At 73.9% G+C, this 12,867-nt stretch carries 10 protein-coding genes; 7 read left to right on the top strand and 3 right to left on the bottom strand.

Annotated elements, in window-relative coordinates; translation table 11 throughout:
- Positions 1 to 63: 63 nt before the first annotated feature.
- Positions 64 to 1,758, top strand: a complete 1,695-nt coding sequence (locus ACTWQC_RS06395; RefSeq protein WP_443314549.1) for an alpha/beta hydrolase — start codon at positions 64 to 66, stop codon at positions 1,756 to 1,758.
- A gap of 77 nt (positions 1,759 to 1,835) precedes the next feature.
- On the opposite strand, the gene hemQ is transcribed toward ACTWQC_RS06395, so the two are convergent.
- The gene (gene hemQ / locus ACTWQC_RS06390) at positions 1,836 to 2,552 is read right to left on the bottom strand and encodes a hydrogen peroxide-dependent heme synthase (protein ID WP_443314548.1); all 717 of its coding nucleotides are present in this window, start codon (positions 2,550 to 2,552) and stop codon (positions 1,836 to 1,838) included.
- Positions 2,553 to 2,556: 4 nt separating this feature from the next.
- Positions 2,557 to 4,212, bottom strand: coding sequence for a protoporphyrinogen oxidase (hemG, locus tag ACTWQC_RS06385; RefSeq protein ID WP_443314547.1), 1,656 nt, complete (start codon positions 4,210 to 4,212; stop codon positions 2,557 to 2,559).
- A 126-nt stretch (positions 4,213 to 4,338) separates the two neighbouring features.
- On the opposite strand from hemG, the gene ACTWQC_RS06380 reads away from it, so the two are divergent.
- The 3 genes from ACTWQC_RS06380 (at position 4,339) to ACTWQC_RS06370 (ending at position 8,292) form a co-directional block, all read left to right on the top strand.
- Entirely contained in the window at positions 4,339 to 5,511 is a 1,173-nt protein-coding gene (locus ACTWQC_RS06380) for a DUF4349 domain-containing protein (RefSeq protein ID WP_443314546.1), read from the top strand.
- Between the two features lie 86 nt (positions 5,512 to 5,597).
- On the top strand, positions 5,598 to 6,995 hold the full coding sequence (locus ACTWQC_RS06375) for an FAD-dependent oxidoreductase (RefSeq protein ID WP_443314545.1): 1,398 nt from the start codon (positions 5,598 to 5,600) through the stop codon (positions 6,993 to 6,995).
- Between the two features lie 85 nt (positions 6,996 to 7,080).
- Complete coding sequence (locus ACTWQC_RS06370) at positions 7,081 to 8,292, top strand: hypothetical protein (protein WP_443314544.1); 1,212 nt, start codon at positions 7,081 to 7,083, stop codon at positions 8,290 to 8,292.
- A gap of 14 nt (positions 8,293 to 8,306) precedes the next feature.
- Here ACTWQC_RS06370 and hemE read toward each other — a convergent pair whose 3' ends face one another.
- A complete protein-coding gene (hemE, locus tag ACTWQC_RS06365) occupies positions 8,307 to 9,380 on the bottom strand; it encodes a uroporphyrinogen decarboxylase (RefSeq protein ID WP_443314543.1) in 1,074 nt (357 codons plus the stop codon).
- 92 nt (positions 9,381 to 9,472) lie between these two features.
- Between hemE and ACTWQC_RS06360 the strand changes: the two genes are divergently transcribed.
- The 3 genes from ACTWQC_RS06360 (at position 9,473) to ACTWQC_RS06350 (ending at position 12,557) form a co-directional block, all read left to right on the top strand.
- Positions 9,473 to 10,123 (top strand): DUF3000 domain-containing protein, encoded by a 651-nt coding sequence (locus ACTWQC_RS06360; RefSeq protein WP_443314542.1) that lies wholly within the window; start codon positions 9,473 to 9,475, stop codon positions 10,121 to 10,123.
- 392 nt (positions 10,124 to 10,515) lie between these two features.
- A complete protein-coding gene (locus ACTWQC_RS06355; protein WP_360858984.1) occupies positions 10,516 to 11,178 on the top strand; it encodes a response regulator transcription factor in 663 nt (220 codons plus the stop codon).
- Between the two features lie 83 nt (positions 11,179 to 11,261).
- Positions 11,262 to 12,557, top strand: coding sequence for an HRDC domain-containing protein (locus ACTWQC_RS06350; protein ID WP_443314541.1), 1,296 nt, complete (start codon positions 11,262 to 11,264; stop codon positions 12,555 to 12,557).
- Positions 12,558 to 12,867: the final 310 nt, after the last annotated feature.

Below are 12,867 nucleotides of genomic sequence, written 5' to 3'. Positions count from 1 at the left end.
TTTACATCCCCAACTCCCCCACGAATCATCCTTTCCAGCATTTTTCATATGAAGGGATGACGCGTGAGAGCTGTAGCGCTGTACGGCGCCCTCGGGTCGCTGGTCCTCACCGCACTCGCCACCACCCCCGCCGGCAGCGCCACTCCCCCGCGCACACCGGATGCCCGCGCCGCGTCCGGACCGGCGACAGAACAGGTGGCAGGACCGGCGGCCGCCCGCCCGGACGCCGTCCCCGCGGACGGCACCCCCGAAGCCCGCGGCACCGCCGCCGCTGCCGCCCGCGCCGCGAAGGCCGGTATCCACTTCGGCCGCTGCCCCAAGACCGAGGACCTGCCGAAGCCCGTGGAGTGCGGCAGAGTCTCCGTACCGCTGGACTACGCCCGGCCCGACGGCCGCACCATCTCGCTCACCGTCAGCCGTGTCCGCGCCTCCGGCACCCGCCAGGCCCGCCAGGGAGCGCTGATCTTCAACCCGGGCGGGCCCGGCGCCTCCGGCATGCAGTTCCCTCTCTACTCGAAGCTCGACGAGTGGCGGCCGCTCGCCAAGGCGTACGACTTCGTCGGCTACGCGCCGCGCGGCGTCGGCCGCTCCGCACCGCTGTCCTGCCAGGACCCGGCCCAGTTCGCCAAGGCCCCGGCCAACTCCCCCATCCACCCGGACGATGAATACAAGGCCCTCCGCAAGGACCGGGCCCGGGAGTACGCCCGCGGCTGTTCCCTGCGCGCGGGTTCCGGCGTACGGCACTACACCTCGCTCAACAACGCCCGCGACCTCGACGTCATCCGCGCCGCCCTCGGCGAGCAGAAGCTCAACTTCGTCGGTGCCTCGTACGGCACGTACTTCGGCGCGCTCTACGCCACGCTCTTCCCCGGTCACGTCCGCCGCATGGTCTTCGACAGCGCGGTCAACCCCGACCCCCGGCAGATCTGGTACCGGAACAACCTCGACCAGTCGCAGGCCTTCGAGAGCCGCTGGGCGGACTGGCGCCGCTGGGTCGCCAAGCACGACTCCGTCTACCACCTGGGTCGTACGCAGCAGGATGTGCTGCGCTCCTACGAGAAGGCGCGGGTCAGGATCGAGCGCAAGCCGGCCGGCGGCAGGGTCGGCTCGGCACAGCTCCAGGCCGCGTTCCTGCAAGTCGGCTACTACGACGCGTACTGGGCGCGGAGGGCGTACGCGCTGTCGGAGTACCTGCGCGGCAACGCCAAGCCGCTGACCGAGCAGGCGGCGCCGCAGGAGGGGGCCGCGGAGGCGGAGGAGAACGGCAACGCCGTCTACACGGCGGTCGAGTGCAACGACGCCCCGTGGCCGACCGACTGGCGCACCTGGGACTCGGACAACACCGCGCTCGCCCGCGTCGCCCCCTTCGAGACCTGGGACAACGCCTGGATGAACCTTCCGTGCGCCTACTGGACCCAGCCCCGGCAGACGCCGCTGGACGTACGGACGGCCGCCCGCGCGCTGCCTCCCGTGCTGATCCTCGCGGCCGAGCGGGACGCGGCGACGCCGTACAAGGGCGCGCTGGAACTGCAGCGCCGGCTGGCAGGGGCGTCGCTGGTGACCGAGCGGCGGGCGGGCACGCACGGCGTCGCGGGCGGCGAGAACGCGTGCGTCAACCGCCACTTCGAGACGTATCTGCTGCGCGGCGAGACGCCGGGACGGCATGCGGCGTGCGGGCCGCGCCCCGAGCCCAGGCCTGAGAAGGCGGCGAAGCCGGAGCGCCGGGACAAGCGCGCGGTGCCCAAGCCCGTCATCTGAGGCAGGCCGTCGGGCCCCCTTGTGTCCTGTCTCCCCGCTTGTGCGGGGAGACAGGACACAAGCGTTGAGGGGGGTGCTCAGGCCAGTCCCGCCACCAGCTCCGCGACCGGCTTGCGGCGCCCGGTGTAGAAGGGCACCTCCTCGCGGACGTGCAGCCGCGCCTCGGAGGCCCGCAGGTGGCGCATGAGGTCGACGATCCGGTGCAGCTCGTCGGCCTCGAAGGCCAGCAGCCACTCGTAGTCGCCGAGCGCGAAGGACGCGACGGTGTTGGCGCGGACGTCGGGGAAGCCGCGGGCCATCTTGCCGTGCTCGGCGAGCATCCGGCGCCGGTCCTCGTCGGGCAGCAGATACCAGTCGTAGGACCGCACGAAGGGGTACACGCACACGTACTCGCGGGCGACCTCGTCGGCGAGGAAGGCCGGGATGTGCGCCTTGTTGAACTCGGCGGGGCGGTGCAGCGCCATGTTCGACCACACCGGCTCCAGTGCGCGGCCGAGCCTGGTGCGGCGGAAGAGGTTGTACGCCTCCTGGAGCGCGTTCGAGGACTCCGAGTGCCACCAGATCATGACGTCGGCGTCGGCCCGCAGCCCCGACACGTCGTACGTGCCGCGCACGGTGACGTCCTTCGCGGCGAGCTGCTCGAACAGCTCCTCCACGTCGGCCGCGTACCCGGTGCGGTCCTCGGGCAGCACGTCGCGGAGCTTGAACACCGACCAGAGGGTGTAGCGGATGACCTCGTTGAGGTCCTTGGCCTTCTTGCCGGCGTTCGGGATCTTTTCAGGGGCAGCAGTCATGCCCTCATTCTCGCTCGCCCCGGACGGTGGACTCCGGCAGGGTGGCCAGCAGCTCGTCGGCCGCGGTGCGCGCGCTCGCGATGCAGGCCGGGATGCCCAGCCCCTCGTACAGCGCGCCGCACACGCGCAGGCCCGGCAGCTTGGCCACCTGCTCGCGGATACGGGCGACCCGGCCGAGGTGGCCGACCGGGTACTGCGGCAGCCCGCCGTCCCAGCGGGTGACCGTGGCCGCGACGGGCCGGGCGGAGAGTCCCGTGGCGTCGCCCAGGTCGCCGAGCGAGACCTGGACGAGGTCCGCGTCGTCGCGCCGCAGATCGGCCTCGTCGCCGAACCGCCCGACCGAGGCGCGCAGCACGAAGAGATCCGGATCGGCGTCCGCGAGCCAGCCCCATTTGGCGCTGGAGAAGGTGGACGCCTTGATCGTGCGGCCGTCGACGGGCGGGACGAGAAAGCCGCTGCCGTCCGGCAGGGCGGACAGGTCCGCCCGCCGAAAAGCGAGGGTGACCAGGGCCATGGAGGCGTACTCGACGGCGGCCAGCTCGGCCGAGGCGGCCGGGGACTCGGCGGCGAGCAGCCGCGCCGCCACGGGCGCGGGCACGGCGAGCACCACCCCGTCGGCCTCGAGGGTGCGCACCGCCCCGGAGCGCTCCCGGACGACGACCTCCCAGGAAGCCCGTCCCGGGTTGCCCTCGTGCGCCTGCGTCCGGGCCGCCGCTGGGCTCGTGCCGGTGCCGTCGCCCGTCGCCCGGTCCGGGTCCCCTGGCGCCGGGCCTCCCGGCGTCAGGCCCGCGCCGCCCTCGCCGCGCCTGAGGGCGAGCCGCTCCACGGACGCGCCGGTGACCACGTCCGCGCCTGCTGCGCGGCAGGCGTCGGCGACCGCGAGCGGCAGGCGGCCCACGCCGCCGTCGATGCCCATGAAGACCGGGCCGCCGCCCTGCGTCGCGGGCTCCGCCACGGCCCGGCCCGACGCTGTCCGGTCCGCCGCCGTCCCGCCCGCCGCCGCCCGCGCCTGGATCTCCCGGACGCCCTCCAGCAGCGAGCGGTGGGTGCGCGCGGCCTCGAAGAGCTGGGGGACGGCGGCGCGCATCGAGATCCGGTAGGCGTCGCCCGCGTACACCCCGCCGAGCAGCGGCTCGACGAGACGGTCGACGACCTCGCGGCCGAGGCGGTCCGCGATGTACGCACCGACGGCGACGTCGTCGCCGACCTCCGTGCGCGGCAGCTCGCGGTCGCGCTCGATACGGGCCAGCCCCTCGTCCGAGATCACTCCGGACGCGGCGAGGGGCGCGAGATCGCCGGGCACGCCCATCACGTGCCCCTTCGGCATGGGCCGCAGCCGCCCCCGCGTCCACAGCGAGGCGGAGATGGTGGCCGGCGGCTGGAGGCGGTCCTCGAGCCCCACCGCGCGCGCCAGTTCCACGGCCTCCGGCCGCCGCGCGAGCATCGTCTCCGCGCCGAAGTCGACCGGCACTCCCGCGATCTCGCCCGCGTGCAGCTTCCCGCCGAGCCGCCCCGACGCCTCCAGGACGGTCACGCGTACGCCGGACGCGCTCAGCCGGTGCGCGGCCGCGAGACCGGAGATCCCGCCGCCGACGACTACGACATGGCTGCCCGTCCGCCGGCCGGTCCCCCGGTCCGTACGCGTGTCCGCATCGCTCATGTCCCCACTGTCTCAGACCCGGAAAGAGTCCTGACCGTGACCTCATCGGGACCGGCCGCCCGCAACCCGCCTTCACGCCACCTCGTCCAACGGGCAACAACGTCAACGGCCCTTGGGGGGACCACGATGCACCGTCCGACGTACCATCCCGCACCCAGCCCGGTGCGCGGTCCATCGACCGCGCGGCCGGCACGGCACCGCCGGCCGCTGACCGTCCTCGCCTCCGTCCTGCTCGCCGCCTCGCTCGGCCTCGCCGGGTGCAGCGGCTCGTCCGGCGGCTCGGTGGCGGAGTCGGCCGCCGACGCGAAGGGAGGGGCACCTCGTGAGGGGGCCGCGGCTCCGGACCAGGCGGAGGGAGGCCCGGCCGTCGGCGACCAGCGGCAGCAGCCGGGCGGTACGGCGGACGGGAAGGCCGCCCCCAGCAGGGCACCGAAGCTCGGCCCGTCCCACATCATCCGGACCGCGACCCTGACCGTCCGGGTCAAGGACGTCTCCCGCGCCGTCGGCGACGCACGCACCACGGCGGAGAACGCGGGCGGCTACGTCGGCGACGAGACCACGGACCGGGAGGCCCGGGGGCACGAGCAGTCCCGCATCGTCCTGCGCGTGCCGCAGGACGAGTTCGAGGGCGTCCTCGGCGACCTCGCCGGGTCCGGCAGGCTCATCGAGCGCAAGGTCGATGCCCAGGACGTGACCGATCAGGTGGTGGACGTCGAAAGCCGCGTCAAGTCGCAGGAGGCCAGCGTCGCCCGGGTGCGCGAGCTGATGGACCGGGCCACCAGGCTGTCGGACATCGTCAGCCTGGAAGGGGAGCTGAGTACCCGTCAGGCGGAGCTGGAGGCGCTCAAGGCGCAGCAGCAGTCGCTCAAGGAGCGGACCGGCATGGCCACGATCACGCTGGTTCTGACGGAGACCGCGCCGAAGCCCGCGCCGAAGCCCGAGGACGACGAGCCCGGCTTCCTGGACGCGTTGTCCGGCGGCTGGAACGCCTTTGTGACGGCGGTGCGGTGGGTCGCGGTCGCGGTGGGTGCGGTGCTGCCGTTCGCCGCCGCGCTCGCCCTGCTGTTCGTGATCTGGCGCGTGGTGCGGGGCCGGCTGCCGCGGCGCGCGCCCGGTACGCCCGCGCTCGCTACGCCGCCCGGTACGCCCTCGCCCGGCACGCCGCCCGGCACGCCCGCGCCCCGCGCACCCCGTCCGCGCGGCGTCACGCCCCCGCCGCCGGTGACCGTCCCGCCTCCGATCACGTCCCCCGAGCAGCCGGAGGAGAGCCAGCCGGAGGAGAGTCGTAAGGAGGACTGAGCGGCCGGCGCCCGTAGCGTGGCCCTGCCGGCGCGGGACGCCGGTGCGTGCTACGACGGCGGGCGACGGTGGCGGAAGGAAGCGCGATGGCGACGCGGGCGCAGCGGCTGGTGGTCATCGGCGGGGACGCGGCGGGCATGTCCGCCGCGTCCCGGGCGCGCAGGCTGAGAAAGCCGGACGAGCTGGAGATCGTCGCGTTCGAGCGCGGGCACTTCACCTCGTACTCGGCGTGCGGCATCCCGTACTGGGTCGGCGGCACCGTGACGGGGCCCGGCGGCCTCGTCGCCCGTACGCCCATCGAGCACCGCAGGCGCGGCATCGGCCTGCGGCTGCGCACCGAGGTCACCGAGATCGACCCCGACCGGCAGCGGGTACGGGTCCACGACCTCGACGCGCGGGACGGCGAGCGCTGGGAGGACTACGACCACCTGGTGCTGGCCACCGGGGCGCGCCCACTGCGCCCGGACATCCCCGGCATCGACGCGCCGGGGGTCTACGGGGTGCAGACCCTCGACGACGGGCAGGCGCTGATCGCCGGGCTCCGCGACCGGGCTCAGGGGCTGCGGGCGGTGGTCGTGGGCGCGGGCTACATCGGAGTGGAGATGGCCGAGGCGCTGGTCAACCGGGGCTGCCGGGTCACCGTTCTGGAGCGGGCGGAGCAGCCCATGTCCACCCTCGATCCGGACATGGGCCGACTGGTCCACGAGGCCATGAGCGGCCTCGGCATCGAGACGGTGACGGGCGCGGAGGCCACCGAGATCCGCAGGGACGCGGACGGGCGGGTAGCGGCGGTGCTGACGGCGGACGCCGAGTACCCGGCCGACCTGGTCGTGCTGGGCCTCGGCGTGCGCCCCGAGACGTATCTCGCGCTGCGGGCCGGGCTGCCGCTCGGCGAGTCGGGCGGCCTGCTCACCGACCTGGCGATGCGGGTGCGGGGATACGACAACATCTGGGCGGGCGGCGACTGCGTCGAGGTGCTGGACCTGATCTCGGGCCACACCCGGCACATCGCCCTCGGGACGCACGCCAACAAGCACGGCCAGATCATCGGCACCAATGTGGGCGGCGGTTACGCGACCTTCCCCGGAGTCGTGGGCACGGCCGTCAGCAAAGTCTGCGACCTGGAGATCGCGCGGACCGGGCTGCTGGAGGCACAGGCGGCGGCCGCCGGCCTGCAGTACGTGACGGTGACCATCGAGTCGACGAGCCGGGCCGGGTACTACCCGGAGGCGCGCCCGATGACGGTGAAGATGCTCGCGGAGCGCCGTACGGGGCGGCTGCTGGGCACACAGATCGTCGGCCGCGAGGGCGCGGGCAAGCGCGTCGACATCGCGGCCGTGGCCCTGACGGCGGGGATGACGGTGGAGCAGATGACGACGCTGGACCTCGGCTACGCGCCACCGTTCTCGCCCGTGTGGGACCCGGTGCTGGTCGCTGCGCGCAAGGCGACGGCGGCGGTCGCGCAGGATCTGCGCGGTCAGTAGGCCGAGGAGTGCGGGCATTCGGTGCGCCGGGCCTGGCACACCCGGGTGAACGGGTGCGGTCGGGCTCTCGGTGATAATCGCCCACATGCCCGACACCCGGATACCGGCCGCGGCCCCACCGCGCACCCCGCGCCGCGACGCCTCTCTCCTCCGCGAGCGCGCCGCCGCCTCCCTGCGCGCGGCCGCGCCCGCCCTGCTGGCGTACGCCTCGGTGCGGCTGCTCGGCCTCGTGATCCTGGGCACGGCGGCCGCGGCAGCCGGGAAGAGCCCGCACACACTGCTCAACGCGCGCTGGGACTCCCTCTGGTACGCGCGGATCGCGACGGAGGGCTACGGCTACGAGATCCGGCTGCCGGACGGCGACGTCCACTCCGACCTCGCCTTCTTCCCGCTGCTCCCGGCGCTGGAGCGGGGCATCTCCGAGATCACGCCGCTGAGCGTGCCGGACGCGGGCCTGCTGGTCTCCTGGCTCGCCTCGCTCGTCGCCGCGTGGGGGATCTACGCGATCGGCGCCCGGCTGCACGGGCCGCGCGGGGGCGTGCTGCTCGCCGCGCTGTGGGGCGCGTACCCGACCGCGTTCGTGCAGTCGATGGCGTACACCGAGACGCTGTTCACGGCGCTGGCCGCGTGGGCGGTGTACGCGGTGCTGACCGGGCGCTGGGTCTGGGCGGGCGGCCTGGCCGTGCTCGCGGGGCTGACCCGGCCGTCCGCGGCCGCGGTCGTGGCGGCGATCTGGATACCGGCGGCCGTCACCCTCGTCCGCGAGTACCGCGCCGGTGCACGCGCGGGCGAACTGCTGCGCGGGCACGCGCGGATGCTGCTGGGCGTCGTCCTCGCGCCCCTGGGCTGGCTCGCGTACGTGCTGTACGTGGCCGTGCGCAACGGCGGCCTCTTCGCCTACTTCGAGGTGCAGGGGGAGTGGGGCAACGGCTTCGACGGCGGCCGCGCGCTGGCGGGCTTCGTCTGGCAGAACCTCACGTCCAACGTCCTGGCCGGGCTCGGCCTGTGCGCGGCGCTCGCGCTCGTCTTCTGGCTGCTGTGGCTGTGCTGCGTGCGGCAGCGGCAGCCGTTGCCGCTGGTGGTGTACACGGCGGCGGTGGTGTTCGTCTCGCTGGTGGGCGCGGGCTATTTCGGCTCCAGGCCGCGCCTGATGATGCCGGCGTTCCCGCTGCTGCTCCCCGCGGCGGTGGCCTTGCTGAGAACGCGCCCTGAGCGCACGGTGGCGATCCTGGCCGCAGCCGCGGTGGCCTCCGCCGCCTACGGCGCGATTACCCTGCTCGGCTCAGGCCCGCCGTGAGCATGCCCACAACCTCAGTGGGAGGTCTCGGTGTGGACGAAGTCCACGAGGTGGGTCAGGGCGTCGGGGTCCGTTGTGGGCAGCACCCCGTGCCCGAGGTTGAAGACGTGGCCGGGAAGCTCCCGCGCCGCGACCAGAACCTCACGCGCCTTGTCCTCCACCGCCCCCCGCGGAGCGAACAGCACCGCCGGGTCCAGGTTCCCCTGGAGCGCCTTCCCCGGCCCGACCCGCCGCGCCGCCTCGTCCATCGGCACGCGCCAGTCCACGCCCACCACGTCCGCCCCCGCCTCGCCCATCAGCCCGAGCAGCTCGCCCGTACCGACGCCGAAGTGGATGCGCGGCACCCCGTACCCGGCCACGGCGTCGAAGACCTTGGCCGAGGCGGGCAGCACCGAGCGCCGGTAGTCGGCCGGGGCGAGCGCGCCGACCCAGGAGTCGAAGAGCTGCACCGCCGAGGCGCCCGCCTCGATCTGCACCTTCAGGAAGGCCGCGGTGATGTCCGCGAGCCGGTCGAGCAGGTCGGCCCACAGCTCCGGGTCGCCGTACATGAGCGCCTTGGTGTGCTCGTGGTGGCGGGAGGGACCGCCCTCGACCAGATAGCTGGCGAGCGTGAACGGCGCGCCCGCGAAGCCGATGAGCGGCGTCGCGCCCAGCTCGCCGGTGAGCATGCCGACGGCCTCGGTCACGTACTTCACGTCGTCCGGCTCGAGCGCCCGCAGCCGCGCCAGGTCGGCGCGGGTACGGATCGGCTCCGCGACGACCGGCCCGACACCGGGCTTGATGTCGAGGTCGAGCCCGATGGCCTTGAGCGGTACGACGATGTCGCTGAAGTAAATGGCGGCGTCGACCTTGTGGCGGCGGACCGGCTGCAGCGTGATCTCGGTGACCAGGTCGGGCCGCATGCAGGACTCGAGCATGGGGATGCCCTCGCGCACCTTCAGGTACTCGGGCAGTGAGCGCCCGGCCTGCCGCATGAACCACACCGGCGTATGCGGCACGGGTTCCCCGCGGCACGCCTTCAGGAAGGCCGACTCCGCGGCTGCTGTGCTGGTCTGCTGCTGGCCCGTCGGGCGGTCGTTGGCACTCACGCCAAGAATCTTCGCATGCGGCGGGAAGACCGTGTGCGCACCCGGGTGTCCCTACCCGTCGGCGGCTCCGGTTCCGCCTAGTCTTCATGCTCATGGCTGCGGCTCAGGAACGAATCCCGGATGGCGCTGACGGCACCGGCAACACGGAAGAGGACGGCAATCCGCTCGCCTTCCGGCAGGCGGTCGAGGCGCTGCGCACCGCGCGGCTGCGGCCGGAGATGGAGATCGATCAGGCCCGCCCGCCGCAGCGGCTCGCCCCGTTCTCGTACGCGCTGGAGGCGGCCGTCGTCCAGAGCGGCAAGGACCTGGCCGACGGCCGGCTCGTCCTGCTGCACGACCCGGCCGGGCACGACGCCTGGAAGGGCACCTTCCGACTGGTGACCCTGGTGCGGGCCGAGCTGGAGCCGGAGATGGCGGCGGACCCGCTGTTGCCCGAGGTGTGCTGGTCGTGGCTGACCGGGGCGTTCGAGGCGCGCGGGGTGGCATACGGGGAACCGAGCGGGACGGTGACGCTGGCCGGCTCGCACTACTTCGGCGGCCTCGCGAACCGGGCGCCCGCGACGCAGATCGAGATCCGGGCCTCGTGGACGCCGCGCGAGGGTGCGGGGGGTGCGCCGGACGCGGGGGCGCACCTGGCCGCGTGGTGCGAGCTGCTGTGCCAGATCGGCGGACTGCCGCCGGGCGGCGGCCCGGACGCCGCGGTGGTCTCACTCCCCCAGCGCCGCGGCCCCCACCCCCGCTGACCCCAGAGCCCCCACCGCCCGCCCCAGGTCCCCCGGCGCACTGACCGACCTGGCCACCGGGCCTCACCCGCCCCCGCGGCCCCAGCACCGCGCTTCCGGACGGCGCGCCGGACCGTCCCACGCACGCGCCCTTCTTCAGGGCGGGTCATCAGGGCGGGGCGCGTGGGAAAACCGCGCCGGAGGCCGGTGTGGCCGCGGCTCGCGGCTGCGGGCCGGCGGATCATTGCTGATCGATCGCGCATCCGAATTGCCCGAATTGTTACTCACCAATCGTGATCATTTACTAAAGCTGCCCAGGTTTGCTGCCGAAGGAGTCTGTGACCCTTTCCCGCACGGATCGCCCCGACTTATCCCCAAGGTCGGCCCACGTCCGCACTCCCCCAGGAGGCCTGGTGTCCGTTCTCCTCGAGCAGCCTTCAAGCCTGGTCGCCTATCGCCCCAACAAACCGACGGCCATGGTCGTCGTCGCCGACCCCCGCGTCCGCTCCACCGTCACGCGCCATCTGTGGGCGCTCGGGGTGCGCGACGTCATCGAGGCGTCGTCGATCGCGGAGGCCCGTCCCCGAGTCGGGAACCCCCGCGACATCTGCGTCGCCGACGTCCACCTGCCCGACGGCTCCGGCCTGACCCTGCTGTCCGAAACCCGCGCCGCGGGCTGGCCGAACGGCCTCGCCCTGTCCGCCGCCGACGACATCGGCGCCGTACGGAACGCGCTGGCCGGCGGCGTCAAGGGCTACGTCGTCACCGGCACCCGTACCAACCTCGGCATCCCGGGCCGGCCGGGCGCGGCGCCGATCGGTGCGGCGGCCGCCCGTATGCACCGCCGCCCGCCGGGCGCCCCCGGACACCCGGGGGGATACCGCGAGCTGTCCGGCCGAGAGGTCGAGGTCCTGCGGCTGGTTGCGGAGGGCCAGTCCAACAAGGCCATCGGCGTCTCGATGGGACTGTCCGCGCTGACCGTCAAAAGCCACCTCGCCCGGATCGCACGCAAGCTCGGCACCGGAGACCGCGCCGGCATGGTGGCCGTCGCCCTCCGCACCGGGATCATTCACTGAAGCACTGAGATCACGAGATGACGGCGCCCGCCGACGGAACGTTCCGTCGGCGGGCGCCTCACGTCGGCGGATACCCTTGACTGGTGACCGACGCCCAAGAGACCGCAGCAGACCGCACACTGCGAACGCCCCGGGGAACTGCCACACCAGCAGTCGCCACCGCGGGCCCGGACCTCAAACCGGCGCCGGTCCCCTTGCTCGAGCCCCACGAGGGCATTCCGCCGGTGACCAGCACCTCCGCTGCACTCGCCGAGATCGTCACGGCCTTCGCCGCCGGCACCGGCCCCGTCGCCGTCGACGCCGAGCGCGCGTCCGGCTACCGCTACGGGCAGCGCGCGTATCTCGTGCAGCTGCGCCGCGACGGCGCGGGCAGCGCCCTGATCGACCCGGTCGGCTGTCCCGACCTGTCCGCGCTGGGCACCGCGCTCGGCGACTCCGAGTGGGTGCTGCACGCCGCGACCCAGGACCTGCCGTGCCTGCGCGAGATAGGCATGACGCCGCAGCGGCTGTTCGACACCGAGCTCGCGGGGCGGCTGGCGGGGTTTGCGCGGGTCGGCCTCGGCGCCATGGTCGAGGGCGTCCTGGGCTACGCCCTGGAGAAGGGCCACTCCGCCGTGGACTGGTCCACCCGCCCGCTGCCCGAGCCGTGGCTGCGCTACGCCGCGCTGGACGTGGAGCTGCTCATCGACCTGCGGGACGCGCTGGAGGAGGAGCTGGCCCGGCAGGGGAAGCTGGAGTGGGCCCACCAGGAGTTCGCGGCCATCGCCGCCGCGCCCCCGGCCCCGCCCCGCAAGGACCCGTGGCGCCGTACGTCCGGCATGCACAAGGTGCGGCGGCGCCGGCAGATGGCGGTCGTACGGGAGCTGTGGACTGTACGCGACCGGATCGCGCAGCGCCGCGACGTCTCCCCGGGCAAGGTGCTGGGGGACGCGGCCATCGTCGAGGCCGCCCTCGCGATGCCGTCCAGCGCGCAGGCGCTCGCGATGCTGCCCGGCTTCGGCCACCGGATGGGACGCAGACAGCTCGAGCAGTGGCAGGCAGCCGTGGAACGGGCCCGGGAGCTCCCCGAGACGGAGCTGCCCCAGCCGGGCCAGCCGGTGACGGGACCGCCGCCGCCCCGCTCCTGGGCGGACAAGGACCCGGCCGCAGCGGCCAGGTTGTCGGCGGCGAGGGCGGGCGTGACGGAGCTGGCGGAGAGCCTGAACCTGCCGCAGGAGAACCTGATCACGCCGGATACGGTGCGGCGGCTGTGCTGGGAGCCGCCTGCGGAGCCGACGGTGGAGGCGGTTTCCGCCTTCCTCGCCGCGTGCGGCGCGCGCCCCTGGCAGATCGAGCAGACGGCCCCCCTCCTGACAGAAGCCCTGGCAGTCAGCGCCTGACCGCCGGTTGTGGGCATTCGTTCCGCGGGGGGAAAGGGTGGGCACAACCGGGGCCACCGGCGTGCAGCCGCGTACGGAACGGCAACCCCCGGCGGCCGGTCACGCGCCGCTGCCGGGTGCGGGCCGCTGTGCCCACCCTCCCCCATAGCCTGAACGGCATGGGGGCACCCCCATCGCCCCGCGGAACGAATGCCCACGGCGGCAGCGGCGCACGTGTGATCTGCGACGCTCCGGGCGGCAGGGGTGGGCAGCATGGTTACCCACAAGTAGCATGAGGTGGAGAGCCGCCGCAGGAAGCCACGCCTCGCAG

It is taken from the genome of Streptomyces sp. 8N616 (assembly GCF_052246385.1).
Classification (GTDB): domain Bacteria; phylum Actinomycetota; class Actinomycetes; order Streptomycetales; family Streptomycetaceae; genus Streptomyces.
The sequence above is the reverse complement of the archived record's forward strand: the minus strand, read 5'-3'. Positions and strand labels throughout refer to the sequence as shown.

Excerpts from the sequence above, each read along its gene's own strand:
- hemQ (WP_443314548.1), bottom strand. The coding sequence starts at position 2,552 with ATGACTGCTGCCCCTGAAAAGATCCCGAACGCCGGCAAGAAGGCCAAG.
- hemG (WP_443314547.1), bottom strand. The coding sequence starts at position 4,212 with ATGAGCGATGCGGACACGCGTACGGACCGGGGGACCGGCCGGCGGACG.
- ACTWQC_RS06380 (WP_443314546.1), top strand. The coding sequence starts at position 4,339 with ATGCACCGTCCGACGTACCATCCCGCACCCAGCCCGGTGCGCGGTCCA.
- ACTWQC_RS06375 (WP_443314545.1), top strand. The coding sequence starts at position 5,598 with ATGGCGACGCGGGCGCAGCGGCTGGTGGTCATCGGCGGGGACGCGGCG.
- ACTWQC_RS06370 (WP_443314544.1), top strand. The coding sequence starts at position 7,081 with ATGCCCGACACCCGGATACCGGCCGCGGCCCCACCGCGCACCCCGCGC.
- ACTWQC_RS06360 (WP_443314542.1), top strand. The coding sequence starts at position 9,473 with ATGGCTGCGGCTCAGGAACGAATCCCGGATGGCGCTGACGGCACCGGC.